Below are 26,928 nucleotides of genomic sequence, written 5' to 3'. Positions count from 1 at the left end.
TGCGCAAATGGCATAACCATCGCCACAACCACATGATTAGTAAGCGCATGATTCTTTGCACCGATAGCTGTCCTTCTGCCAGCACCCACTTTCATCCATGGTTTGCCAACATCATCCGCAACTCCGCCTGTGCCACGCACCGCCGTCCCATTTCCACCAGCAAGGCGATGCCATGCAGCGCTGACGCCATCCGATCGTTATTGATCATGTCACCCTCGCTGATCGTATCCCCCAGCATCTGCACCATGCCGTGCGCGCTATCGAGCAAGATATGTGCGTCCATCATCAGGCCATGATGGTTGGCTTTGGGATCAACGTAATACTGCGTGTGTAGGGCGATCCAGGTATCGCGGGAATGCAGGCTCATCGGAAGCTCCATGCCTTGAGGGGATGGCCGCCGCCGAGAGTGGGTGGCGGACGTGTCGGGGTCAGAAACCGAGTTCGGAGAGCCCGGCCAGGCTTGCGCCTGCCCAACACGTCCGCCATAGACGAACGTGAAGACACAAAAGCGCCTTACGGCGCTTTGTGCGCTCCGAAAAATCAGGTTCTGACACCCGGTCGCCGATTGAGCGGCGACGCAAGAACCCTAAGTCCTCTTGCTTATCACGTCAATCGCCCGTTTCGTCGGTAACGCAGTGCACACATGTAGTCATCATGCGCTTCGCCCGTCAGCGTTTCGTGACGAACGTGTTTTCTGCACAGAACCGACACGCTTCGTGAGTCGCAAGCCATTACGCTTGTTCGCATGCGCAAGATTGCAACTCACCCAGCACGAACGTTTCTGCGGCGGCATCGGCGCTGTTCTCCCTCCCCGCATCGATCATGCCGATGCCGCCGCAACCTTTTCAGCAACCTCCCGCTCGGCGCCGACCGCGTCCACCTGGTACTCAGCAACTGGCTCGACGGCACCGGCACCGGCACCGGCACCGGCACGCAAGAGTGCCGCGCCGACGGCGGCACCACCGTGTACCAAGTCGAAGTGTTCGGCAACCAGCGCGTGAAGATCGATGCGCTGGATGTGTACAGCGTCTATGCCGCAATCGAATGTCCCGTGCCTGTCTTTCAGGCCCTTGTCGATGATGCCGGCCAGCGCATTAGAACGCCAAGCGGTAGTTCAGCGTCCCCATCGTGGCGCGTTCATGCTGCGCATTGTACTGATCGATGCCAAACGACAAATTCGAGCGTTTTGAGAACTCCCAATTCAGCGACAGACCGGCCACGCTGCCGTAACGCGACAAGCCAATGCCGTCGATCGGCGTGAACTGCTGGACGGCGGTGAAGCTAGCACTCGGCAATACGCCGTGCATGGCGAACGCATCCTGCCAAAGCATGCGCGCCTGCAAGCTCAAGGTGGTGCCGTTGGCCATGATCCACTGACGCGAGCCACGCAAACCGAAACCACCCTGCCAGCGCTGGATGGACTGCGAGTTCGTCATCAGGCCGAAGCCATCGCCCCCGACTTCGTTGAAGCCGTCGCGATCGATGTTGGCGTATTCGAGGTTGGCGAATGGCGTGAACTTCCAGTTGCCCAAATTGAACCGATAGCCGCTTTCGCCATACACCACGTTGTAACTGCCGTTGCTGAAGCTGGACACACCCGCCGTCTGGCCACCGAGGATCAGCAGGCGGCGCGTGTCCTGCCAATCGCTGCCCACACCGAAGCGGCCCATGGTGTACCAGTTGCCTTGCACGAAACCGCCGTAGACCATGCCTTCCAGCGCACGGCTGAAGCCCTGGTCCACGCTCTGCTGGATATTGCCCAAGCCCTGGCTTTGGCTGATGGCGTAACCCATCACGCTACCGTTACCGAAGCTGCGGTCGCCACCGATCATGGTGCCGTTGAGCTGGAAGCCCATGTTGTCGAAACCGCTACGCGACAGCGTTCCCTGGTAACCCAAGTTCTGCGACCAACTCTGGAACTTGTTGAGACTCAGTTGCTGCGGATGATCGAGCAAGCTGTCGAAGCGATCGGACAGCGCACGTGTATCGGCGTCGATGGCTTCGAAGGTCATCGCGGCGCTTGCGGCGTACATCTGGCCGGACAGGCTGTTCAACGATTGCTGCAGCGCTTCTGTGGTCTGCGATTGCTGGATGCCCGCTGCGCCGGCGACAAAATCGCCCGGCAAAGCCTGCCCCGAAGAGCCGCTCTGGATCACGCTGTTGAGGGTGTTGAAAGCAGCCTGGGTACGCTCAGCCGCTGCGTAGGTCGCTGCCGAATACGGCAACCCTCGAATCTGCGTGAGATTGGCGCTAGTCACGTTAAGGTAGGCATCACTCGGACCGTAACCGAGCGTTGCCTGCAGTATCACGCTCGATGCCCAGCTAAGGCTTGAAAATGTACCGGTCAACCCATCCGTGGCAGTCAACACCTCGGTATGCGAATTGACAACATAGCCACTGTTGGCACCGTAAACATAAAGCCCCGGGCGGTTGCTTAGGGTAGCCCTGCCATTCACCTGCAAGGCAGAGCCCAACGGCACCGCAAGCCGTCCTCCTGACTGCGTGTAGTTGCCGAGCGTGGTGAGGTTGCTGCTACCCACTACCAGGGTACCTTGCTGGTTGTTCACCTGGCCAACGATCAACGGAAATTGCGCCGTGTTGGAATTGCCGGTAATCGCCAGTGTTGCACCGGCATTGATGTTCGCATTGGAATTGAGCGACACCGCATTCAAGGTGCCGCCGTTGATGGTAGTGCCGCCGGTATACACAGATGGATGGCTAAGCGTGAGCGTGCCCGAGCCATCCTTGATCAGTCCACCAGCACCCGAAATCGGATTGTTCCAGCTCGATGTTCCGCTGAAATTAACTTCAACGTTACCCCAGTTGAATTGCTCCGGACCGTTCACTGCCGCGCCGACATTGAGAACGCCATAGCCAAACGTCGGATTCGGCTGCGCACCACCCATCGGCGTCGCCGTACCCAGCAGCGTCTGCTGCACCAGGAAATTGGAGAAGTACGGATAAGCCTGCCACACCAGCGCCGCTGCGCCGGAGACAGCCGGCGCAGCAAACGACGTACCTTCCACGATGTAATAGGTCGGATTGGTCGTGCTGGTGGTCGTGTCCTTGTCCAATACGATCACGTCGCCTGGTGCGGCCAGGCAGTAGTTCATCGCAATGCCGCACTTGTTCGAATAACTGTCGAGCTGCGTGGGATTGTTGCTATTAAGCGCTACGGCAACCAACCAACCTTGTTGAAGTTGCGGATCATTTGCAATGGTAGGCAACGACGCGATCGTGCTCGGATTGGCCTGCGAATCATTGCCCGCCGCAAACACCACCAGGCCATTGTGCTGCTCAATAAACGGCGCGTACGCCTGATCGAAAGCCTGCGTGACAGCGGTATCGCTGCTGCTCCAGGTAATGCCGCCCCAAGAATTGTTCTCGACCTGGACACCCGAGCTAATCATTTGCTGATTGACTTGCTGTATGAACTGCGCGTCAGCCGTCGTGACCTGCGAAGCTGCCGTCGAACCGTTATCGTCCGGTGCGTTATCGTCAATGATGCGCGCCGACACCAAGTTCGCGCCTGGCGCAATGCCACCGGCAAACTGCGCGAAGGAAGTGCCCGCGGCAATCTCCGACACCCAGGTACCATGTCCGACTACGTCGGGAATACGGGTGTTGTTGGTCGATGGATCGACGTCGATGTACTCCGTCCCAACGCGCCCGACCAGCGCGGCGTTGTTCGGCATGATGCCGCTGTCGACCACGCCGATGGTGACGCCCCTACCGGTGTAGCCCGCCTGTTGCGCGACATAGGCATTGGTCAGCGCAAGCTGCGCGTTGATCGGCGGTGTCGGCACATTGGAACTCGGCGACGGTGATGGCGTCGGAGAAGGTGATGAGGGTGCCGGTGAGGGACTCGTCGGGGACACCTGCGACGATGCCGACTTGACGCCACTGCCTCCCCCACAAGCACTTAGTTCCAGCCCGAGACAAATCAATGTGGCGATTTCACGACGACGCCACGCCCACATTCCGGTCGCCATAAAACTTACCCCTGTTAGATATGTTGATCCCCACAACACGTCGGACTACCGCCACACCAGTGGCGGTATCTAGGCTATAGCTTATTCGTTCGCTTTGTAGGATTGCGAGCACTGAGCAAGCACTGAGTACGTGATTTCTCACGAAAACTTGGGTTTGCTGCCTTACGTCCCGGGCTGCGATAATTCCGCAAGTTATTTTCCCCAGCGTTGCCCTTAGCGGGGTACGCATCAAAGCTCCTGCGGAGATCAGCATGTCGGATGTCAGTATTGTTATTGCCGGTGCCAAGCGCACCGCCATCGGCTCCTTTCTAGGCCAGTTCACCGGCGTACCCACTCCCAAGCTTGGTGCCGCCGCGATCCGCGCAGCGCTGGAACAGGCCGGCGTAGGTGCCGGGGATGTCAGCGAAGTGATCATGGGTTGCGTGCTGCCCGCCAATCTCGGCCAGGCCCCCACCCGCCAGGCGGCCTTGCAGGCTGGCCTGCCGGTCGGTACCGGCAGCACCACCATCAACAAAGTATGCGGTTCGGGCATGAAGGCCATCATGCTCGGTCATGACCTGATCAAAGCCGGCTCGGCGACAGTGGTGGTGGCCGGCGGCATGGAATCGATGACCAACGCCCCGCACATGGTCAACGCCCGCGGTGGTATCCGCTACGGTGACGGCCAACTCGTCGACCACATGGCATGGGATGGCTTGACCAACCCCTACGACGGCAAGGCCATGGGTGTGTTCGGCGAACTGTGCGCCGACAAGTACCACTTCACCCGCGAGGAGCAGGACGCCTTCGCCATCGAATCGGTGAATCGCTCCAAAGCCGCCCAGTCTTCCGGCGCCTTTGCCGATGAAATCGTGCCGGTGACCGTCTCCAGCCGCAAAGGCGATGTGCAGGTGGATACCGACGAGCAGCCAGGCCGTTCCGATACCACCAAGATCCCCTCACTCAAGCCCGCGTTCCGCAAAGAAAACGGCACCATTACCGCCGCCAGCTCGTCGAGCATTTCCGACGGTGCGGCCGCGGTGATCCTGCTGTCGGCTGACGATGCCAAGGTCCGCGGCATCAAACCGCTGGCACGTATTGTTGCCCATGCCACGCACTCGCAGGAGCCGGAATGGTTCACCACCGCGCCGGTAACGGCCATCAGCAAGGTGCTGGACAAAGCTGGCTGGAAGGTGAGCGATGTCGATCTGTTCGAAGTCAACGAAGCCTTCGCCGTGGTGGCCATGGCCCCCATGCGTGAACTGGGCATCTCGCATGACAAGCTCAACGTCAACGGCGGCGCCTGCGCACTGGGACATCCGATTGGCGCCAGCGGTGCCCGTCTGGTGGTGACATTGCTCAACGCCTTAAAAACACGCGGCTTGCGTCGCGGCGTGGCATCGCTTTGCATTGGCGGCGGTGAAGCCACCGCTATGGCAGTGGAGCGTTTGGACTAAGCTGACACCCCTGTTACCCATCGGGCTGGCGGTCGCGTCCTCCACCAGCGGTTTAATGTGACATAAAAGTTGTTCATAAAACGGGTAGCGCACTTAACACTAACGCGCTATTAATAATCGTGCCAATGGGCACTTCACGGCTAAGGAGATTCATCATGAAGTTCACGCGTACCCTTCTCGCCTCCGCGCTTGTCGCGCTGCTGGCGGCTTGCAGCAACGGCGCACAGGATGCCGCGCAGGATGCACAGAAGTCGGCTGACCAAGCCCAGCAAGCAGCTTCACAGGCTGCTGATCAGGCTCAGAAGGCCGCTTCTGCTTCCACCGCTGCCGCTCCGGCTTCCACCGCTTCTGCCCCGGCCGCTGCTCCGGCTTCCACCGCTGCTGCCGCTCCGGCTTCGCCCGCTGCTCCGGCTGCAGGCGATGCCATGAAGGCCGCCGCTGCTGACGCATCCGACGCTGCCAAGGATGCCACGAAGGGTCATTGATCCTTCGCTGGTGGTTTCCATCAAATCGGCCGCCCTTGGCGGCCGATTTTTTTATGGTTCCAAAATGGCTCCGTACGATGGTCAAGCTGCGAGTGCAAATGCAGAAGGACGGGCTGCACCGTTATCATCCACGGTTTGCCAAGATGGTCGCAGCACCGATATGAGCGTCCTCACCTCGCAGATCGATCCTCGTTCCTCCGAATTCCAGACCAACAACACACAACTACGTACCCTTGTCGACAACCTGCGTCGTGAGCTGGGTCGCAGTGCGGAGGGTGGTGGCGTCAAGGCCCGTGAAAAACACACCGCCCGCGGCAAGCTGTTGCCACGCGAGCGCATCCGCGCCCTGCTCGACCCGGGCTCGCCATTCCTGGAACTGTCGCCGCTTGCTGCACACGGCATGTACCACGACGCCGCGCCGGCCGCCGGCATCATCACCGGCATCGGCCATGTGCATGGTATCGAAGTGGTGATCGTGGCCAACGACGCCACCGTGAAGGGCGGCACTTACTTCCCGATCACGGTGAAGAAGCACCTGCGTGCGCAAGAAGTCGCGCTGGAAAACCGCCTGCCCTGCATCTACCTAGTCGATTCCGGTGGCGCCTTCCTGCCCATGCAGGATGAAGTCTTCCCCGACAAGGAACACTTCGGCCGCATCTTCTACAATCAGGCCCGCATGTCGGGCCTGGGGATCCCGCAGATTGCCGTGGTGATGGGCTCCTGCACTGCCGGTGGCGCCTACGTACCGGCCATGAGCGACGAAGCCATCATCGTGCGCGAGCAAGGCACCATCTTCCTGGGTGGCCCGCCGCTGGTGAAGGCCGCCACCGGCGAAGTGGTGGATGCCGAGGCACTGGGTGGCGCCGATGTGCATACTGGCGTTTCCGGCGTGGCGGACCACTTCGCCGAAAACGATACGCATGCGCTGTCGATCGCACGCGACATCGTGGCCAGCCTCAACCGCAAGAAGGCCATGCCACTCACCGTGCGGGCACCTGTCGAACCGCGCTATGCCATCGAAGAACTGTATGGCGTGATTCCGCAGGATACCCGCCGTCCGTTCGATATCCGTGAAGTGATCGCACGCATCGTCGACGGTTCCGAGTTTCTCGAATTCAAGGCGCGCTACGGCAAGACATTGGTGTGCGGCTTTGCGCACATCCACGGCTACCCAGTCGGCATCATTGCCAACAACGGCATCCTGTTTTCCGAATCCGCGCTCAAGGGCGCACACTTCATCGAGCTGTGCAACCAGCGCAACGTGCCGCTGGTCTTTCTACAGAACATCACCGGCTTCATGGTCGGCAAGAAATACGAGAACGCCGGTATCGCCAAAGACGGCGCCAAGATGGTCACCGCTGTCGCCTGTTCGCACGTGCCGAAGTTCACCGTGGTGATCGGCGGCAGTTTCGGCGCTGGCAACTATGCCATGTGCGGACGTGCGTACGGCGCGCGTTTCCTGTGGATGTGGCCCAACGCACGCATCAGCGTGATGGGCGGCGAGCAAGCAGCAAGCGTGCTCGCCACGGTGAAGCGCGATGGCATCGAAGCCGCCGGCAAACGCTGGAGTGCCGAGGAAGAAGATGCCTTCAAAACACCCATCCGCGAGCAGTACGAACGTCATGGCCACCCGTATTACGCCAGCGCGCGCCTGTGGGACGATGGCATCATTGATCCGGCCGATACGCGCCGCATACTGGGGCTGGCGATTTCCGCTTCCTTGAATGCACCGATCGAACCCCAACGCTACGGTGTATTCCGGATGTAACCGGACCGAGGACCATCTACATGGCCTCATCACATCGATGCATCTTCACATTCACCAAAACGTGACGAAAGTACACGCTGCATAAATATGGCCAGCGTTTTGAAATCTCACCGAAAGATCCATGTCATCGACGGCGGTTCATATCGACGCTTCGGCTGTAACGGCTATGTGTGCCGTTATGGGGAAGACCGGATGGCCCGGTCAAGCCGAAGCCGCCCAGGGAGAGCGGCAGTCGATAACGCAGGGAAATGCGTCCATTTCTATTCGACGATAAGGATCCAATCCATGAAGAGCCGTTGTGAGCGTTCCGTTTTCGGAAAAACCACCCTGTCTATTGCCCTGACGCTTGCCTGCACCTTCGGTGCCGCCCTGCCCGTGGCCGCGCAGACCAGCACGCAGACGCTGGTGATTTTCCCCGACCAGGGCTTCACCTCGATCTATAACCTGATCAATTCGGCACAGAAAACCATCGATATGACGATGTACGAATTGCAGGACACGACCGCGCAGAATGACCTTTGCAATGCCGCCGCGCGTGGCGTGACCGTGCGCGTGATCCTTGACGTGAATGATGAAAAAAGCAACAACACCGCTGCCTACGATCAGCTCAAGGACTGCGGCGTGAACGTGGTGTGGGCCTGGACCAAGTATGAGGCTTCTCACCAGAAGACCATCACCGTCGACAGCGCAACCTCGAACGCGCAGACGGCGATCATGACCGCCAATCTCACCAGCCGCTACTACAGCACCTCGCGCGACTATGCGGTGATCGAGAACAACACGACCGATATCTCAGCCATCGAAGCCACCTTCGCCAAGGACTTCGCGCACTCGTCGGTAACGCCGTCAAACGGCACTGACCTGGTGTGGAGCCCGACCAACTCGCAGTCGTCCCTGCTCAGCATCATCAATAACGCCCAGACCAGCCTGCTGGTCGAGAATGAAGAAATGAGCGACAGCGCGATCGTCGAGGCATTGGAAAATGCGGCCAAGGCTGGCGTGAGCGTCACCGTGGTGATGACCAACGACGATAACGACTACGCCAGCGAGTTCAACGAGTTGACCAACGCCGGCGTCAACATCAGCACGTATCCAGACAACACCACTTCGCTGTACATCCACGCCAAGGCCATCGTGGCCGACTACGGTACTTCTGCGCAGATGGCCTTCGTGGGCTCGGAGAACTTCTCCAGCGCCTCACTCACCAAAAACCGCGAACTGGGCCTGATCACCACCCATTCGAGCATCCTCTCGCAGCTTAAAAGCACGATGAGTAGCGACTATTCGGGCGGCACACACTGGTCGGATTGATTTGATTCCATGTTTCGAACTCCCTCCCCTATTCACAGGGGAGGAGAGTCAACAAGAGCTACGCAGACATTAGAGCCTGTCGTCATGAGGTGTTGAAATATGGTTAACTACCTGCCATCGAATCTTGCTGGATGGAATCCTCTGTGACTGCAGCCTATCGACGCCATGACATCTCCGATGAAAAATGGGGTTTGCTTGAACCCCATTTGCCGGGTCAAGCGGGCCGATGGGGGCGTGTAGCCAAAGATAATCGGCAATTCATCAACGCAGTGTTCTGGATACTTCGCACCGGAGCGCCGTGGCGAGATTTACCACCCGAGTACGGCGATTGGAAGAATACCCATCGGCGCTTTTGTCGCTGGCGCGATAACGGCACATGGGAAGGTCTGTTGGAACGTGTGATGGATGAGCCGGACTTTGAGTGGCTGATGATCGATGCCAGTCACTGCAAGGTTCATCCTCATGCAGCGGGAGCTCGTGGCGGCAATCAGGGCATAGGTCTCACAAAAGGGGGCGCAACACCAAGATACATTTGGCCGTGGATGCGCATGGTATGCCAGTCCGAATTCTTGTTACAGAGGGTACCCGGGCAGATTGTTCGCAGGCCGCGGAACTGATCAAAGACATTCCTGCTGAGCATCTCATGGCCGACAAAGGTTATGACAGTGATGCCATTGTTGAGCAGGCTCATGAGCAAGGCATGCAGGCGCATATTCCGCCACGTAAAAACCGAAAAGAGCCGCGCGACTACGACACGTACCTGTATCGTCATCGCCACCTGGTTGAGAATGCGTTTTTGTACCTGAAACAGTGGCGTGGTGTGGCGACACGCTACGCGAAGAATCTGTCCTCTTTCCTTGCCGCTGTGCAAATTCGCTGCCTCGTCATGTGGCTCAGAATCTTATGACGACATGCTCTAGCGATTGCGCTGTCGGAATTCGAGCGGAACCGTATCACCCTTCGCGCCAATAGACCGCTTCGGTCCGCACGCACCGCAAGTGCTACAACCATCGCTGCAACTGCCGGTAGCCTGCTTCGGCTGCAAACGGCGCCCCCATGCCCGTATCCAGGCCGCATGTCCCGGCTGGCTGAATTGGATCGATACGGAAGCCAGCCAGCGGCCGGTGAGCTGCGGGGCCAATTTGCGTAACGCGTACAACGCGCTGGCTAGCACGATTAGCGCCATCACGATGTACTGGACAAGCAGGCTCGTGTTCACAGGAACCATCTCGCCAACTGATAGGTGAAAAACGACGCGGTGTACGCCACAGCGAACATGTAGCCAAAGGAGATCACCACGTTGCGCCAGGAATTTGTTTCGCGGCGAATCACCGCCAGCGTGGACATGCACTGCGGGGCAAACGCAAACCACACCAGCAGGGACAGCGCGCTCGCCAGGGAAATATTCGCGGTCAGTGCATGCGCCAAACCACCTCCCGCGGCATCGCCCCCCACGGCATAGACTGTTGCCAGCGCGGCCACCGCGGTTTCACGCGCGGCAAAAGCGGGAATCAGCGACAGACTGATCTGCCAGTTGAAGCCCAGCGGCGCAAAGATGAATTGCAAACCGCGGCCTAGGTAACCGGCAATGCTGTAATCAATGGCCGGCCCGATCGCGCCAGCAGGCGGCGACGGGAAGGTGGAGATAAACCACATCAGCACGGTCAGCGCGAGGATCACGCCGGTCAGGCGCTTGAGGAAGATGGCACTGCGTTCGTACAGGCCAATCACCACGTCACGCGGCTGCGGCATGCGATAAGAAGGCAGCTCCATCAGCAGCGCATGTTCGCTGCGGTCGCGGCGCATGTACTTGATCACCCAGCCCACCAGCATCGCGCCAAGGATGCCCGCCACATACAGCGCAAACAGCACCAGCCCTTGCAGATTGAAGACGCCAAGCACGGGACGCAACGGAATGAAGGCGCCGATCAACAGCGCATACACCGGCAAGCGTGCAGAGCAGGTCATCAGCGGCGCGACCAGAATGGTGGTGAAACGGTCGCGCGGATCCTGGATGCTACGCGTACCCATGATGCCGGGAATGGCACAGGCGAAGCTCGACAACAACGGAATAAAGGAGCGCCCGGTGAGCCCCACCGACAGCATCATGCGATCCAGCAGGAAAGCAGCGCGTGGCAGATAGCCTGATTCTTCCAGCACAAGGATAAAGAAGAACAACACCAAAATTTCCGGCAGGAAGCCAAGCACGGTGCCAAGACCGGTACAGATGCCGTCCTTGAGCAAACCCTGCAAGGGACCTTCTGGCAACCCGATGGCAATATGCTCGCCGATCCAGTCGAAGCCATCGCCAATCAGATCGCTCATCGGCTTGCCGAACGAATACACCGCCTGGAAGACCAGGAACATCACCACGGCGAGAATCATCAACCCGAACACCGGATGCAGCGCCCAGCGATCGAGTGCATCGTCCAGCGCCGCCGTCGCGCGCGGCATGCGCACGGCAGCGTCGAGCAGTTCGCGCACTTGCGCATGCAGGCCAGCGCGGCTGGCGGCATCGTCGGGCATGGCAGGAGCGGCCACCGGTACTTCGCCATCCACGCGCTCAATCAAGGCGCGCGCACCGCCGCGCTTGACCGCAATGGTTTCCACCACCGGCATGCCAACTCGGCGCTGCAGTTCGTCGATATCGATCTGGATACCGCGCCGGCGTGCGGTATCCATCATGTTCAGCGCCAGCACCACCGGACGGCCCAGGCGCTTCACTTCCAGCACAAAGCGCAAATGCAGCCGCAGGTTGGTGGCATCGGCCACGCACACGATGAGATCCGGCGCCGCCTCGCCGGGGTAGTTGCCTTCCAGCACATTGCGGGTGATCTGTTCATCCGGGCTGGTGGTATCGAAACTGTAAGTGCCTGGCAGGTCCAGAATCTGCAGCACGCGACCAGAGGGGGCGGTGAATCGCCCTTCCTTGCGCTCGACCGTCACGCCGGCATAGTTGGCCACCTTCTGGCGCGCGCCAGTGAGCTGGTTGAACAACGCCGTCTTGCCACAATTGGGATTGCCGACCAGGGCAATGCGCAGTGTGCCTGCGCTCATGCGACTTCCTGCACGGTCACGCGCGCCGCTTCGGTGCGCCGCAGGGCAAAACGGGTGTAACCGATTTGCACCAGCAGCGGATCCGCGCCCACTGGACCGTGCGCTACCAGTCTCACCCGTTCGCCCTGGACAAAACCCAGATCGCGCAGGCGCTGCGCGATCGAATCATGGGCGTGGGCATCTTCAACTCGTTCAACCACAGCAGAGGCACCTTTCGGCAGGTCACACAGGCGCACGATTATTACGCTTCTAAATAAGAATGGTTCGCATTGTATCCACTTTTCGCATGGGGTGCAGCCCAATGGTCATACGCCAGCCCCGCCTCGGCAAAGGCTGGGGTGCGGGGCCAATCCATCATGACGACGGCGATACTTATTCGGCGTTGCCTTAAGGGCACCTCTATAAATTATCAGCTCCCCAGAAGATGCCGCATTGTTCGCATGTAAATCGGCACATGTTCATGGAAGTTAAGTAATTTCCTGATTCCGTGAGCTCCTGACTCGCACCCCGCATGCCCGCTTGCCCGCTTGCTTTGCGTGAGATCACCCACTCACCCGCCGGGTGAGTCAAAGATCACTCGCAAACCCAGACGCCATGCGCACTGCGCGTTAGGAGGTCACGGAATCAGGTAATTTATAAAAGTGCCCTCAAATCCGACAGGCTCCTAGGAAATGTGCGGAGCGATGGCCTGCAGCACCGCCTTCGTGCCAGCCGTCGGAGGCATGTTGTGCAGCCCGTACAGGACGTTGCCGATGACCTGGGCATCTAAGGAGGGTGCCTGGGAAATGTGCGGAGCCATGGCCTCCAGCACCATCTCGGTGCCGGCCGTTGGCGACATGTTGTGCAGCCCGTACAGAGCGTTGCCGATTTCTTGGGCAGATAAGGAGGGTGCGTCGGAAATGTGCGGGGCCATGACCTCCAACACTGCCTCGGTGCCCGGGGTCGGCGGCATGTTGTGCAGCCCGTACAGGACATTGCCGATGGCTTGGGCAGATAAGGAGGGCGCTCGGGAAATGTGCGGAGCCATGGCCAGCAGCACCGCCTCGGTGCCCGCCGTCGACGGCATGTTTTGCAGCCCGTACAGGACATTGCCGATGGCTTGGGCAGATAAGGAGGGTGCTCGGGAAATGTGCGGAACCATGGCCTGCAACACCGCCTCGGTGCCGTCCGTCGACGGCATGTTTTGCAGCCCGTACAGGGCATTGCCGATGTGTCGGGCAGATAAGGAGGGCACCCGGGAAATGTGCGGGGCTATGGCCCGCAGCAATGCCTCCGTGCCGATTGTCTGCGGCATGCTGTGCAGCCCGTACAGGGCATTGCCGATTTCTTGGCCAGATAAAGATCGTGCCAGGGAAATGTGCGGAACCATGGCCTGTAGCACCGCCTTGGTGCCGGCCGTTAGAGGCATGTTTTGCAACCCATACAGGGCACTGCCGATGTCTTGACCAGATAAAGATCGTGCCAGGGAAATGTGCGCAGCCATGGCCTCCAGCACCATCTCGGTACCGGGGGTTTGTGGCATGTTTTGCAGCCCGTACAGGGCGTTGCCGATGTTTTGGGCAGATAAGGCGGGCGCCCGGGAAATGTGCGGAGCCATGGCCTCCAGCACCATCTCGGTACCGACCATCGGCCGCATGTTTTGCAGCCCGTACAGGGCGTTGCCGATGGCTTGGGCAGATAAGGAGGGCACCCGGGAAATGTGCGGGGCCATGGCCTGCAGCACCGCCTCCGTGCCGGCCGTCGGCGACATGTTGTGCAGCCCGTACAGGGCGTTGCCGATGTTTTGGGCAGATAAGGAGGGCACCCGGGAAATGTGCCCAACCATGGCCTGCAGCACCGCCTCGGTGCCGGCTGTCGAAGGCATGTTCTGCAACCCATACAAAGCATTGCCGATGGCTTGGGCATCTAAGGAAGGCGCCTTATTTGAGGAAATGTGTCGGGCCATAGCCTGCAGCACCGCCTCCGTGCCGGCCGTCGACGACATGTTGTGCAGCCCGTACAGGGCGTTGCCGATGTTTTGGGCAGATAAGGAAGGCGCCCGGGAAATGTGCCCAGCCATGGCCTTCAGCACCGCCTCGGTGCCGGCTGTCGAAGGCATGTTCTGCAGCCCGTACAAAGCGTTGCCGATGGCTTGGGCATTTAAGGAGGGTGCCTCATTTGAGGAAATGTGCCGGGCCATAGCCCGCAGCAACGCCTCGGTGCCGGCTGTCGAAGGCATGTTCTGCAACCCATACAAAGCATTGCCGATGGCTTGGGCATCTAAGGAAGGCGCCTTATTTGAGGAAATGTGTCGGGCCATAGCCTGCAGCACCGCCTCCGTGCCGGCCGTCGGCGACATGTTGTGCAGCCCGTACAGGGCGTTGCCGATGTTTTGGGCAGATAAGGAAGGCGCCCGGGAAATGTGCCCAGCCATGGCCTTCAGCACCGCCTCGGTGCCGGCTGTCGAAGGCATGTTCTGCAGCCCGTACAAAGCGTTGCCGATGGCTTGGGCATTTAAGGAGGGTGCCTCCTTTGAGGAAATGTGTCGGGCCATGGCCTGCAGCACCGCCTCGGTGCCAGGGGTGGATGGCATCGCCTGCAAGTTGTAAAGGAGGGTGCCCACGGTCTGAGGACCCAATCCTTCTGGCAGGCGGTTCAACCAGTCGGCCATGGTGCTTAATAACCGTTCCAACTGCTGCTTGCAGTCAGGGGCGTTCCCGACTTTTAGAAATAGCGAGCTCCATTGGGCATACGTTTGCTCATTCAATATGTTCGGGCTTGAGTTGCGTACAAGCGTGGGGAGCTGATCCGCGAGCCACTCGAGATCATCCGGCGTAGGCCAATCGGAGCTTTTCATCGCTTTGAACCAGCATGCACACGTCAGCACATTTAACCGGCACGGTTTCGCTCCCAATGCCGCTCGCAGTGCGTCGGCTGACTGGATCCGTGCGGCCGGTGCTTTGCCCTTAACAGCCGGCCTCCCATCCACCGGCGCAGCCTCTGTGTGGATACCTGGGGCCGCATCAGACGTGGAAGGCGCACCGTGACCTGACGGAGGAACCGGTGCCAACGTGTGATGGTTACCGGTGGGCCAAGGCTGGCCTCGCCCGCTGAACCCGCCGCGAGAGCGATCGCCGGTGCCTCGCCTACCCAGAGCAGGTGGTGGATCTAAGACTTGGGTACCGTGAAAAACGCCTCTGTCGGCAGGCGTTGGTGCGTTAGCGGCAGGTGATCGCGTGGTCCCCGGCACAGATACCTCGCGTTGATGAGAATGACTCGGTGCACCGCGCCGAGTCGGTGCCGTGCCCCTAATAGCTTGTCCCCCCTGCGCAGAGTGCGCGCCCCGTGGGTGGGCACCTGGGACCGGGCCGAACGTTGAAGGCGCACCGCAACCTGACGGAGAAACCGGTGCCGACGTGTGATGGTTACCGGTGGCCCAAGGCTGGCCTCGCCCGCTGATCCCGCCGCGAGAGCGATCGCCGGTGCCTCGCCCACCCCGAGCAGGTGGCGGATCTAAGACTTGGGCACCGTGAAAAAACCCTCTGTCGGCAGGCGTTGGTGCGTCACCGACAGGTGATTGCGTGGTATCCGCCACAGATACCTCGCGTTGATAAGGATTAACGCGTTGATAAGGACCAACATGCATGAGGTTATTCCTCTTCAGAAACAGAAAAAGTAACTATTCAGCCCGGGGTAGGCACGAGCGAAGGTTTGACGTCGGTGCCACCGAAGTAACAACGAAATGATCTTGCCCTTGAATCACGGACACTCGGTTAAGCAACATGTCGTAGTTCGAACTCGACCGGGCTGAGATAGCCCAGCGTGGAGTGAAGCCGTTGTCGATTGTAGTAGACCTCGATGTATTCGAACACGTGATCCCTGGCTTGTTCTCGCGTGGCAAAGCGTTCGCCGTGGATGGCTTCGACCTTCAAGCTGTGATTCCAGCTCTCCATGGCTGCATTGTCGTAACAATCGCCTTTCTTGCTCATACTGCATAGCAAGTCGTGCTCGCTGAGCAAGCGCTGATACTCCTGCGAGCCGTATTGGCTTCCACGGTCCGAATGCACGATCACGCCGTGTGGCCGATGCCTGGCAAACACGGCCATGCGTAGCGCGTTACAGACCAGTGGTGAGGTCATACGATCGGACATCGACCATCCAATCACGTGATGCGAATACAAATCCAGCACCACGGCCAAGTACAGCCAGCCCTCGTCGGTGGCAATATAGGTTATATCGCTGACCCACGCCTGATTCGGTTGGTCAGCATCGAAGTTTTGCTGCAAGAGGTTCGGTGCCACGAGCAAGTTGTGGTTGGAGTTCGTGGTGGCTTTGTACTTGCGTGCGCCTCTAGCCCGCAACGCCTGGCAACGCATGCTTTGGGCGACCTGGTGCCGACCGGCATGATGGCCTTGCCGCTTGAGCCTGTGCGTGAGTCGTGGCGAGCCGGCACGCCCCTTCTCGGTGTCGTAGGCTTCGCGCACCCGGGCGTCGAGCTCAGTGCGTTTGAGGGCACGTGACGAGAGGGGACGATCGCGCCATGCGTAGTAGCCAGACGGTGATACGTCCAGCGTACGGCACATCAGCCGGACCGCGTGAGCTTCTTCATGTGTACGGATCATGGCGTACTTCACTTGGGCGTCTTCGCGAAGTACGCTGCCGCCTTTTTTAGGAAGACGACCTCCTCCAAGCGTGCTACCTCACGTTTGAGTCGTGTATTTTCAGCCTGCTGGAGCTGCTGTTGTTCGCCCGTCTGACTGCGTAGCTGGGCTTTGGCGCGCCAAGCGTAGCGCTGGTTGGGGGATAACTTTAGATCCTTCGCCGCCTGCGCCACGCCATCCTGCTCAGCCCTGCGCAAGGCTTGCTCTTTGAACTCGGGGCTGTAACGTTGCCGGACCTGTTTCACGCCTGTCTTCTGTTTCATCGTTCACCTCGGATAGCGAATTGAATCGCTTAACCGGGTGTCCGTGGAAGAGGGGCAAGATCATGACGACGGGCTCTAAGGAATGCCTTCTGCTCGGCAGGCAGAATTTGGGGCGATTCATAAAAATCTGCGAAATTTTTGGGTTGGGCAATTTATAGAGGTGCCCTTAAGATGCAGCGCCTTATCCCGGGACTTCTCCATGACCAGTGCCGTCCAGATCGCCGACCATGCCGGCATCCGCGAACTCCGCCTCAACCGCCCCGAAGTGCACAACGCCTTCGACGACCGGCTGATTGCCGACCTCACCGCCGCCCTGCAGGCAGCCGGGCAGGATTCCGCTGTCCGTGTGGTGGTTTTGACCGGCGTGGGGGCGAGCTTTTCCGCCGGTGCCGATCTGAACTGGATGCGCGGCATGGCAAAAGCCAGCGAGCAGGAAAACCGCGAAGACTCGCTGCGCCTGGCCACCCTGATGCGCACCTTGCAGTTCCTGCCCAAGCCCACCATCGCCCGCGTCAATGGCGCCGCGTACGGTGGCGGCGTGGGCCTGCTCGCCTGCTGCGATATTGCCATTGGCGTCAACACCGCCAAGTTCGGCTTGACCGAAGTCACGCTCGGTCTGGTACCTGCGGTGATTTCCCCTTATGTGATCGCGGCCATCGGTCTGCGCCATGCGCGCCGGCTGTTCTTGACCGGTGAGATTTTCGACGCGGATACCGCCACCCAGGTTGGGCTGTTGCACCAGTCGGTGCCTGCGGAGTATCTCGATGACACGGTGCACAACGTACTCAAGATGCTCGCCAAGGCCGGCCCCGTCGCCCAGCAGGAAGCCAAACGTCTGGCATTGGGCATGCACGGCCTGACGGAAGCGGCTGCCGAGCACATCGACCACGACAACGCCACATTGATTGCACGCTTGCGTGTGTCGCAAGAGGGACAGGAAGGGCTCGGTGCTTTTCTGGACAAGCGCGCACCAAACTGGACACACCACATCTGACAACAACCTGGCAGCAACTGCTGTCAGATGCTGTCAGAGTAAATTTATCTAGAACAGATTGAGGTTCGGTGTAAGGAAACCCTTGGTCCACTGTGCATAGGCCATCCCCGTACGCGTTTCATCCAGACCGCACGACCTTTTCACGCTCTGTTATCGCCATAACTGATCTATAGCACGTCAGGTTGCGATGATCCGGAGGGGAGTCATGTGTCGTGCAACATGGATTGCTCGTGTATTTATCTGTGTGCTCGCCGCTGGATGGTGCGCTGCCTTTTCGGTAGCCGCCTGTGCACAAAAAAGTCCCGGCGGCATTCGTTACGGCAGCGAGGATGAAATCATCCTGCAAGGCTTTCATTGGAACTCGGTACGCATGCCTGGCACGTGGTACGACACGCTAAAGAAAAAAGCCCCGCAAATTGCCGCCGATGGCTTCACCATCATCTGGCTGCCGCCGGTCTGGCAAGACACATCAAGCTGGAAAAGCGGCGACAAATCAGGTGGCGGCGAAGGTTACTTCTGGGGGAGTTTCAATAAGAACAGCGGCTACGGCACGAATACGCAATTGAAGGAAGCCATTCAGGCACTTAAAAAAGCGGGTATCAAGCTGGTTTACGACGTGGTGCCCAATCACATGGATCGAAGCAAGGCCAGCAGCGCCAACTTCCTTCCCAAGACGGGCAAAATCTGGCGCCGGGATTGCGACGACAAAGGCGCCGGTTCCGGCCCCAGCCCATGTGACGATGGTGATCCTTTCATGAGTGGCGATTCCGATTTCAACCTCGGCAACGCCGACGTCGAAGCGATGTTCGAAAAGGAGTTCATCAACCTGCGCGACAACTACTCGGCTAGCGGCCTGCGTTTTGACTTTGTGCGCGGCTACGCGCCGCGGCACGTGCAACACTGGATGAGCGACGTCTTCGACAACGGTATTTGCATCGGCGAAATGTGGAAATCACCGGGTGAATTCCCTGCCGACAATCCGCTCCACAACAAGAGCTTTCAAGATGGGCTAAAAGATTGGTCGGACCATTCCGACTGCATGGTCTTTGATTTCGCGCTGAAGGATCGCATGCAAAACGGTTCAATCTCTGAATGGCGCAACGGATTGAACGGCAACCCTGAACCGCGTTGGCGCGACATTGCGGTCACTTTTGTCGACAACCACGATACCGGCCCCTCCCCCGGTCCTGGCGGTGGACAACATATCTGGCCGATTGCCAGCCCACTGCGCAAGCAAGCCTACGCTTACATTTTGAGCAGTCCCGGCACACCGGCGGTTTACTGGCCGGATATGTATGGTCCCCATACCGACAACGACGATCTGCATGACTATCTGCGCCTGCTGATCCAAACCCGCCGTACGGCAGGTATCCGTGCCGATTCGGACATCCGGTTTCCCACCCAGTGCGGCAGCCAGCATTGCACCGGCCTGGTGGCCGTCATCACGGGCTCCCACCAGCAATTGCTAGTGGCCTTGAATTCAAATCTGGCCAAACCCGACCAAGTCAGCCAGGATGCCTATCTGCCTGCATTGAGCCATGACGACGGGAAAATACGGATCTGGCATACCGGACCAGCCGCCGCATCCGTGAACGTCACTTTCCGTTGTGACAACGGCAAGACCCAGACAGGTGACAGCGTCTATGTCGTCGGAAGCAGCCCAGAGCTGGGCAACTGGGATCCCGCTAAGGCAGTGCGATTGACGGATGTCAGCACGTACCCCACCTGGAAAGGCAGCATCGCCCTGCCCGGGCAACAGGGTGTCGAATGGAAATGCATCATCCGCAATGAAGCCGACGCTTCCCAGGTGAAAAGCTGGCAACCTGGCAGCGACAACGAGGTCATCGTCATGCAAGACGCCAGTACCGGCGGCGCTTTTTGATTGAGTTCGAGCCCGACGCGGAGGGCAAGTCGCAGATAATCCGCATCATGATGCGCCAGGGTGCCACTGCGGATTACTGGGAAGGCGAATAGACCGTGAGCAAACCTTTCATCCACCTCGACGACGTTGAGATCCGCCTGCCCGACGCATCGCGCATGCCGCGCGGCGACAACGCGCACCTGTATGACCGGCGCTACGGTGAGATCGCCAGCAAGATCGGCGCACGCAAACTCGGTTATCGCCTCAACGTGCTTGCGCCGGGCAAGCGCAACTGTCCGTTCCACAGCCATCGCGTGGAAGAAGAAATGTTCGTCATCCTCGAAGGCAGCGGCGAGCTTCGCTACGGCAACCAGCATTATTCCATCCGCGCCGGCCACGTGATCGCCTGCCCCACCGGCGGCCCGGAAACCGCGCACCAGATCATCAACACTGGCGAGGTGGAGATGCGCTACCTCGCACTTAGCAATGAATCGGAAGTGGAAGTCTGCGAGTACCCCGATTCCGGCAAATACGGCGTGTTCGCGAACAGCGACGCAAGCGGCGCGCCCAGGCCGATGCGCATCCTGGGGCGGCCGGAAGATTCGTTGGACTATTGGGACGGCGAGTAATCATCTCGCCGTTGCTGCGCTGCGCATCGGCGCAATCACGCAAATCTGCTAGTTTTATTCGCTTTGCATCTTCTGCGAGCCGGTAAGGAACCCGCATGTTTGAGCGCGTACTGATTGCCAATCGTGGCGAAATCGCCTGCCGCGTGATCCGCACCTGCCGACGGCTGGGCATCCACACCATTGCGGTGTATTCGGAAGCGGACAAGGATGCGCAGCACATGCGCCTGGCCGACGAAGCGTGGCCGATCGGCGGGCCGCGCCCGGCCGACTCCTATCTGCGCGGCGACGCCATTTTGGAGGTCGCCAAAAAATCTGGCGCGCAAGCGATCCATCCGGGCTACGGTTTTCTTTCCGAGAACACTGGCTTTGCGCGCGCCTGCACCAACGCCGGCATCGCCTTTATCGGCCCACGCCCGGAAAGCATCGACGCGATGGGTTCCAAAGCCGCCGCCAAGACGCTGATGGAAAAACATCAGGTGCCGCTGGTGCCGGGTTATCACGGTGACAATCAGGACCTGGCCTTTCTTGAGGAGCAGGCTCGCAAGACCGGCTTTCCGCTGATGATCAAAGCGGCTGCCGGCGGTGGCGGCAAAGGTATGCGCATTGTGCGCACCAAAAAGGAATTCACCGATGCGCTGGCCTCCGCGCAACGCGAAGCAGCCAGTTCGTTCGGTGATACGCGAGTGATCCTGGAGCGCTATGTCGAGCATCCGCGCCATATCGAATTCCAGGTGTTCGGCGATACGCAGGGCAACGTCATCCATCTGAATGAGCGTGAATGCTCCGCCCAGCGCCGCTACCAGAAGGTGCTGGAAGAAACGCCCTCCCCGTTCCTCACGCCCGAGCGCCGCAAGGCAATGGGCGAGGCGGCGGTGGCGGCAGCCAAGGCAGTGAACTACGTCGGCGCCGGCACGGTGGAATTCATCGTGGGGCAAGACGGCACGTTCTTCTTCATGGAAATGAATACCCGCCTGCAAGTGGAGCATCCGGTCACCGAAGAAACGCTCGGCCTCGACCTGGTCGAATGGCAACTGCGCGTCGCCGCCGGTGAAACCCTGCCATTGCGGCAAGATCAGATTCATGCACACGGGCATGCCATTGAAGTACGCCTGTATGCCGAAGATCCCGAACAGAACTTCCTGCCCGGCTCCGGCAAGCTGCGTACGCTGAAACTGCCCTCGCCGTCCCGCCACGTACGACTGGACGGCGGCGTGATCGAGGGCGACACCGTAACGATTTTTTATGATCCGATGATCGCCAAGCTGATCGTGTACGACACCGATCGCACGCAGGCGCTGCGACGCCTGCGTGAAGCGTTGACCGAGTGCGACATCGTCGGACCAAAATCCAATATCGCCTTCCTGGAACGACTGGCACGTCATCCGATGGTGATCGAGGGCCGCATCGATACCGGCTACCTGGACCGTCACCTTAGCGAATTTCTTACTGGCAATACCGCACCCTCGAACCATGTCCTGTTTGCCACCGCCACCGCCTCCTTGCTCCATGACGAACGCTCCATCGTCAACGATGCCTTGCACGGCGACGATCCCTACTCACCCTGGTTGCGTGCCGACGCCTGGCGTATCGGCCACGCCGGCAAGCGCATCGTGGCGCTGTCGCTGCGTGAGCAGCGTTACGAGATCGAAGCACACGGTCACGAAGGCGACTATCAGTTGCAACACGGCGAATCGCATTGCAAGGTACGGGGTGCGCGCCACCACGGTGGCGTCCTCAGTGCCCGCTTCGATGGCCAGGGTGTCCGTCTGCCCATACATGCCGACCAGGAGCGCGTATCGCTGCACGATGTCAACGGACAACGCCATGTATTCGTTCGTGCACCTGCGTTCGCGTGGGAATCGAAGCAAGGTGCCGGCGGCAACCAGATCATCGCGCCCATGCCTGGACGCATCGTACTCGTCAAAACCCAGGTGGGTGATGCCGTCGAGGAAGGTCAGGAGCTGCTGGTGATGGAAGCCATGAAAATGGAACTGGCCTTGAAGGCGCCACGTGCCGGCATCATTGAAAGTGTTAATGCGGCACAGGGCGAATTTGTCGAAGCTGACACCGTTCTCGTCGTTTTAACAGCCTGATTATCTAGCAATAACGGACTTCCCCGGATGCCTATGGATACTTCGAATTCGAACGTCGTTCGCATCGTGGAAGTGGGCCCCCGCGACGGCTTGCAGAACGAAAAAACGCTGCTTCCACCTGATGTAAAAATCGCGCTGATCGACCGACTTTCCACCACCGGGCTGAAAACCATCGAAGCGACCAGTTTCGTCAGCCCGCGCTGGGTGCCGCAGCTTGCCGATGCGGATGAAGTGTTCCGCAAGATCCGCAAGGTGCCGGGCGTGGGTTATCCCGTGCTGGTGCCGAACGAACAGGGCTATCGACTGGCGCGCAAGGCGGGTGCGGCCGAGGTATCGGTGTTTACCGCTGCGTCCGAAGCGTTCAATCGCGCGAATATCAACGCCACCATTGCCGAATCGCTGACGCGCTTTCAGCCGGTGTTTGAGCGCGCCAAATCGGAAGACGTAAAGGTGCGCGGCTATGTTTCCACTGCGCTAGGTTGTCCCTATCAAGGCGACGTTCCGGTCGAGGATGTGGTGCGCGTCGCCAAGCGCTTGTACGACATGGGTTGCTACGAAATCTCGCTAGGCGACACCATCGGTATCGGCACACCCGTGAAGGCACGCGCTATGTTGCACGCCGTGGCGCAAGAAATACCCATGCACGCGCTCGCCGTGCACTTCCACGATACGTATGGACAAGCGCTGGCGAATATCATGGTCTGCCTGGATGAAGGTGTGCGGGTGGTCGACAGCGCTGTTTCCGGCACGGGCGGCTGTCCCTACGCCAAGGGCGCCACAGGCAATGTGGCCAGTGAGGATGTGGTTTACATGCTGCAAGGTATTGGCATGCAGACAGGCATCAACCTGGATCTGCTGGTGGCTACCGGTGCATGGCTGTCTGCGCAGCTCAATAAACCGACCGCCAGTCGCGTTACCAAGGCGCGCACGACAGCCTGAAGCAACCCTCGGCAAATGATTCGCATCGCCCGCCTCGAAGACGCTGACGCCATTCACGTCGTCTACGCGCATATCAGCCTGAGAACACGGGCAGCCACCAAGACCGGTGCGCTACCATGCTGGCTTTCTGTTCCCAGGACACTCCATGCAGCTCAATCAAGTGAAGGCCATCATCACGGGTGGCGCCTCCGGTCTCGGCTATGCCGTCGCCCAGCATCTGGTAACGAATGGCGGCCAGGTTGTCCTGTTCGACGTCAACGAAGAAAAGGGCCAGGAAACGACCCAAGCGTTGGGCGACAACGCGCGCTTCTTCCGTACCGATGTGACATCTGAGGAAGGCGTGGCGATAAACGTAGCGGCCGTCCACAACACACTGGGTGGCCTGAACGTGGTGATCAACTGCGCTGGCATCCTCGGCGCCAGCCGCGTGCTCGGCAAGGAGGGCCCCATGGCGCTCAGCACCTTTGCCAACACCGTGATGGTGAACCTGGTGGGTAGCTTCAACGTCGCCAAGGCCGGCGCCGCACTGATGCAGAACAATGAAGCGGGTGAAGACGGCGAGCGCGGCGTGATCATCAACACCGCCAGCGTCGCCGCCTACGAAGGCCAGATCGGCCAGGCCGCTTATTCCGCCTCGAAGGGTGGCGTGGTTGGCATGACCCTGCCGATGGCCCGCGAACTGTCACGCTTTGGCATCCGCGTGGCCACCATTGCGCCAGGCATCTTCTGGACCCCGATGGTGGATGGCATGTCACCGCAGGTACAAGAATCGCTGTCCGCATCGATCCCCTTCCCTTCGCGCCTGGGCAAGCCGGACGAATTCGCTTCGACCGTCGCGTTCATCCTTGGCAACCGCTATATCAATGGCGAAACCATCCGACTGGATGGCGCGGTGCGGTTGCAGCCGAAGTGAACGAAATCGGGAATGGAGAAACGGTAATCGTAAAACCCGTTTCTCCGCCCAGCTTCCGAGCACGACACTTTTAATCATTCCTTATTTCCCATTTCCGGCTTACATCCATGAAAGCTTCCGACGTCAAGAAAGCCCATGTGATCGAACACGAAGGTACCGTTTACCAGGTACGCGATATCGAGCGCAGCTCACCCACGGCACGTGGTGGCAACGTCACCTTCCGCTTCACGCTGTATTCGATCCCGGGCGGGCGCAAATTCGACCTCAGCCTACGCGCCGACGATGACCTGAAGGACGTGGACTTGGCGCGCCGTCCAGCCAACTTCTCCTACATGGATGGCGATGCCTTCGTGTTCATGGACAACGAGGATTACACGCAATACACACTCGGCCCGGAAGTGGTGGGCGACAACGCCGGCTATATCGTGGGAGGCCTGGAAGGTTATTACGTGCAAGTGATCGACGATGTACCGGTTGGCCTGCAGGTACCCACCAGCGTTGTACTCACCGTGGTCGATACCGCCCCGGAACTGAAAGGCGCCAGCGCCACCAAACGCACAAAGCCGGCCAAGCTCAACACCGGTATCGAAATCCAGGTACCGGAGTACATCACCAACGATGAGAAGGTGTGGGTGAATACGTTGACGGGGGAATTTGCCGGGCGCGCGTAAGCGCGCTCTTTGCCGTAACTCGGGTAAACACCGTATAGTAAGTTTTGATTAGTTTAGAAAAAATGACGGCGTGTTAAATAAAAAACGCAACTTCCCACGAGTGTAGAACGCCACGAACTTCAACATCACCGCGAAACCTTCACTCGTACTCAACCTGTGCTGAATAGTTACGACGCATCAGCATCAGGAAGGGTGTCATGAATCATGAAAATCCAATAAACACGTCACAATGAGCGCCTTGCGCATCAAACACGGAATATTAGTGTTACATTCATGATTTTATTTTACGTCAGTCACAACTAATAGGTAATATAAAATGCATGTCAATTCATTCAAAAGATTTTTTGGCGGTAGCGATAATACTATCAACTACGGTAATGCTGTAGCACCAAAAAAAAGCGGAGGTGGAGAGCTGATCAAAAACATATTCACCCTTGGAATCAGCTCCGCTTTGGAGGTGAACCATATACCAAAAAGGAAGGCTGAGCTGGACAAGGCGATCAACACCATTATTATTAATGGATGGAATAATCATGTTGATGCCGATCCAAATATCACCCATACCTTATACGCCCATGATGAACCCGGCAATCAATATCAATTATTGATGAAAGGAAATGAACTACACGTGGCGGATCCATGGGGAAATAGCATTGATCACCTTAGGACTTTTAATGGTCAGAACGAATATAAAGCATTTTTGATGGATATTCTCCGCACAGGCTTGCGGGCTGGAGTATTAAATGATGACGCCAAGAATAAAATTCTCGGCTCCATAATGGATAATGCGATCCCCGCCATCCTTATGAATGAATGGGTTAATCCTGATAAATTCGATTCAAAAATTCCTAATATCTTATACATCAACGATCTACCAGGCAATGGCTACCAATTGATAATGAAAGGAAATGAACTCCATGTAACGGACCTAAAGGGAGAGAGTGTTGGATGCCTTAAGACTTTTAATAATCAAGACGAGCATGAAGAATTTTTAAGGAAGACCTTCAATGCAAACTGCATGACCAAAAAGCTCGATGACAACGTCATGGATAAAATTCTTACCTCTTCTACTTATTGGCAAAAAGAGCTTGGCTTTGATGCCTCTGTGAATATTCCGAAGATGTCACGAGAGGAGGCAAGTCTTGCTTTTCGCATGAACGAAACCTACAAACGCGAAATTGACGCGATGATTTCAGAAGCTTATCGACTTAACGAATGTGTTACAGACAAAGATATTGAAGCAGCTATTAAAAACGCTAAAATTCAAGTTCATAATGCTTTCAAGCAAGAGCTCACTGCGATGTATAGACCGGATGGAGAAACTGTTGCTGAATATATCGAACCGGAGAATTGGGCAGGGGCTACTGAGTGGACCCAAAATGATGAAGATGCATTAATGCCCAGCAATTATGGCACCTGGGATCCAAAATCGCAGTTCGCGCAATTCGGTTGTCACGAGAAAGAAACAGGTGAGGTTACGTTTTGCCGAGTGCATCCCGTCCTTCAGTATTTAAAGGATTCTTACACCCCCGATCTTTCTCATTACAATAATGAAACAAGAGGTGCATTGCTTAACCAGGACGATATCATTTCGTATGGGATAAAAAGATCCGCCGTAATGCAAGGCACCGAAATCGCAATTGAAGCTTACAACGATTATATGAAAGATAAAAATAATGCGGACATTGCGCTTCAAAAAATGTATGACGCCCACGGTGGGACGCTTTGCATTCAACAAGCCGGGCAAAATCGTAACAAATTCTAAGCAACACTGAAAAATCGCAGCACCCCGTCATCTGTTGGATTATCCCCGGATCAAGCCTCTGTCTTTTGATCACAAATCTGATGCTACGGCGCCCCTCCCCTCTGGGGCACG

The 26,928-nt window shown here is 58.3% G+C and carries 21 protein-coding genes; 13 read left to right on the top strand and 8 right to left on the bottom strand.

All coding sequences use genetic code 11. From position 1 onward, the window contains the following. Positions 1-91: 91 nt before the first annotated feature. The 3 genes from EO087_RS15930 to EO087_RS15925 all read right to left on the bottom strand — a co-directional run bounded on the left by EO087_RS15930 (position 92) and on the right by EO087_RS15925 (position 3,806). The gene (locus tag EO087_RS15930; protein WP_128899720.1) at positions 92-367 is read right to left on the bottom strand and encodes a hypothetical protein; all 276 of its coding nucleotides are present in this window, start codon (positions 365-367) and stop codon (positions 92-94) included. A 453-nt stretch (positions 368-820) separates the two neighbouring features. Next, positions 821-973, bottom strand: coding sequence for a hypothetical protein (locus EO087_RS16325; RefSeq protein ID WP_164931872.1), 153 nt, complete (start codon positions 971-973; stop codon positions 821-823). 121 nt (positions 974-1,094) lie between these two features. Continuing rightward, the gene (locus tag EO087_RS15925; RefSeq protein WP_343133163.1) at positions 1,095-3,806 is read right to left on the bottom strand and encodes a S8 family serine peptidase; all 2,712 of its coding nucleotides are present in this window, start codon (positions 3,804-3,806) and stop codon (positions 1,095-1,097) included. Between the two features lie 437 nt (positions 3,807-4,243). On the opposite strand from EO087_RS15925, the gene EO087_RS15920 reads away from it, so the two are divergent. From EO087_RS15920 to EO087_RS15900, 5 genes are all read left to right on the top strand, one after another. Continuing rightward, a complete protein-coding gene (locus tag EO087_RS15920) occupies positions 4,244-5,428 on the top strand; it encodes an acetyl-CoA C-acyltransferase (protein ID WP_128899718.1) in 1,185 nt (394 codons plus the stop codon). A 155-nt stretch (positions 5,429-5,583) separates the two neighbouring features. After that, positions 5,584-5,913, top strand: a complete 330-nt coding sequence (locus tag EO087_RS15915) for a hypothetical protein (protein WP_128899717.1) — start codon at positions 5,584-5,586, stop codon at positions 5,911-5,913. A gap of 160 nt (positions 5,914-6,073) precedes the next feature. Next, entirely contained in the window at positions 6,074-7,681 is a 1,608-nt protein-coding gene (locus EO087_RS15910; RefSeq protein WP_128899716.1) for a carboxyl transferase domain-containing protein, read from the top strand. Positions 7,682-7,966: 285 nt separating this feature from the next. Then, positions 7,967-8,992 carry a phospholipase D-like domain-containing protein gene (locus tag EO087_RS15905; RefSeq protein ID WP_164931871.1) on the top strand — a complete coding sequence of 342 codons (1,026 nt, stop codon included), beginning with the start codon at positions 7,967-7,969 and terminating at the stop codon, positions 8,990-8,992. A 131-nt stretch (positions 8,993-9,123) separates the two neighbouring features. After that, positions 9,124-9,899 (top strand): IS5 family transposase gene (locus EO087_RS15900; protein ID WP_240669003.1). Its coding sequence is split into 2 segments (ribosomal slippage): positions 9,124-9,493 and positions 9,493-9,899, totalling 777 coding nucleotides; the frame shifts between segments, so codons are not numbered across the junction. Positions 9,900-9,908: 9 nt separating this feature from the next. Here the strand turns inward: EO087_RS15900 and EO087_RS15895 are convergent. The 5 genes from EO087_RS15895 to EO087_RS15875 all read right to left on the bottom strand — a co-directional run bounded on the left by EO087_RS15895 (position 9,909) and on the right by EO087_RS15875 (position 16,952). After that, positions 9,909-10,220, bottom strand: coding sequence for a DUF6587 family protein (locus EO087_RS15895; RefSeq protein ID WP_343133161.1), 312 nt, complete (start codon positions 10,218-10,220; stop codon positions 9,909-9,911). Further along, complete coding sequence (locus EO087_RS15890) at positions 10,208-12,049, bottom strand: ferrous iron transporter B (protein WP_128899713.1); 1,842 nt, start codon at positions 12,047-12,049, stop codon at positions 10,208-10,210. Before EO087_RS15890 ends, EO087_RS15895 begins: the two co-directional genes overlap by 13 nt. After that, positions 12,046-12,285, bottom strand: a complete 240-nt coding sequence (locus EO087_RS15885; protein WP_128899712.1) for a FeoA family protein — start codon at positions 12,283-12,285, stop codon at positions 12,046-12,048. Before EO087_RS15885 ends, EO087_RS15890 begins: the two co-directional genes overlap by 4 nt. A 428-nt stretch (positions 12,286-12,713) precedes the next feature. Continuing rightward, positions 12,714-14,885 carry a hypothetical protein gene (locus EO087_RS15880; RefSeq protein ID WP_164931870.1) on the bottom strand — a complete coding sequence of 724 codons (2,172 nt, stop codon included), beginning with the start codon at positions 14,883-14,885 and terminating at the stop codon, positions 12,714-12,716. A gap of 916 nt (positions 14,886-15,801) precedes the next feature. Then, a protein-coding gene (locus EO087_RS15875) for an IS3 family transposase (protein WP_128899710.1) occupies positions 15,802-16,952 on the bottom strand; the annotation gives its coding sequence in 2 pieces (ribosomal slippage) (positions 15,802-16,688 and positions 16,688-16,952; 1,152 coding nt in all). Positions 16,953-17,151: 199 nt separating this feature from the next. Between EO087_RS15875 and EO087_RS15870 the strand changes: the two genes are divergently transcribed. From EO087_RS15870 to EO087_RS15835, 8 genes are all read left to right on the top strand, one after another. Next, a complete protein-coding gene (locus EO087_RS15870) occupies positions 17,152-17,946 on the top strand; it encodes an enoyl-CoA hydratase-related protein (RefSeq protein WP_128899709.1) in 795 nt (264 codons plus the stop codon). 205 nt (positions 17,947-18,151) lie between these two features. After that, entirely contained in the window at positions 18,152-19,828 is a 1,677-nt protein-coding gene (locus tag EO087_RS15865; RefSeq protein WP_128899708.1) for a glucan 1,4-alpha-maltotetraohydrolase domain-containing protein, read from the top strand. A 95-nt stretch (positions 19,829-19,923) separates the two neighbouring features. Further along, the gene (locus tag EO087_RS15860; RefSeq protein ID WP_240669081.1) at positions 19,924-20,436 is read left to right on the top strand and encodes a cupin domain-containing protein; all 513 of its coding nucleotides are present in this window, start codon (positions 19,924-19,926) and stop codon (positions 20,434-20,436) included. Between the two features lie 95 nt (positions 20,437-20,531). Next, positions 20,532-22,529, top strand: coding sequence for an acetyl/propionyl/methylcrotonyl-CoA carboxylase subunit alpha (locus tag EO087_RS15855; RefSeq protein WP_128899707.1), 1,998 nt, complete (start codon positions 20,532-20,534; stop codon positions 22,527-22,529). 33 nt (positions 22,530-22,562) lie between these two features. Further along, on the top strand, positions 22,563-23,468 hold the full coding sequence (locus EO087_RS15850) for a hydroxymethylglutaryl-CoA lyase (RefSeq protein WP_128899706.1): 906 nt from the start codon (positions 22,563-22,565) through the stop codon (positions 23,466-23,468). A gap of 145 nt (positions 23,469-23,613) precedes the next feature. Continuing rightward, the gene (locus tag EO087_RS15845) at positions 23,614-24,381 is read left to right on the top strand and encodes an SDR family NAD(P)-dependent oxidoreductase (protein ID WP_128899705.1); all 768 of its coding nucleotides are present in this window, start codon (positions 23,614-23,616) and stop codon (positions 24,379-24,381) included. A gap of 107 nt (positions 24,382-24,488) precedes the next feature. Then, on the top strand, positions 24,489-25,052 hold the full coding sequence (gene yeiP, locus EO087_RS15840; RefSeq protein ID WP_128899704.1) for an elongation factor P-like protein YeiP: 564 nt from the start codon (positions 24,489-24,491) through the stop codon (positions 25,050-25,052). Between the two features lie 316 nt (positions 25,053-25,368). Further along, positions 25,369-26,817, top strand: a complete 1,449-nt coding sequence (locus EO087_RS15835; protein WP_128899703.1) for a hypothetical protein — start codon at positions 25,369-25,371, stop codon at positions 26,815-26,817. The last annotated feature ends 111 nt before the right edge of the window (positions 26,818-26,928 follow it).

This window comes from Dyella sp. M7H15-1 (assembly GCF_004114615.1).
GTDB lineage: Bacteria > Pseudomonadota > Gammaproteobacteria > Xanthomonadales > Rhodanobacteraceae > Dyella_B.
This window is presented reverse-complemented; position numbering and strand designations above follow the sequence as displayed.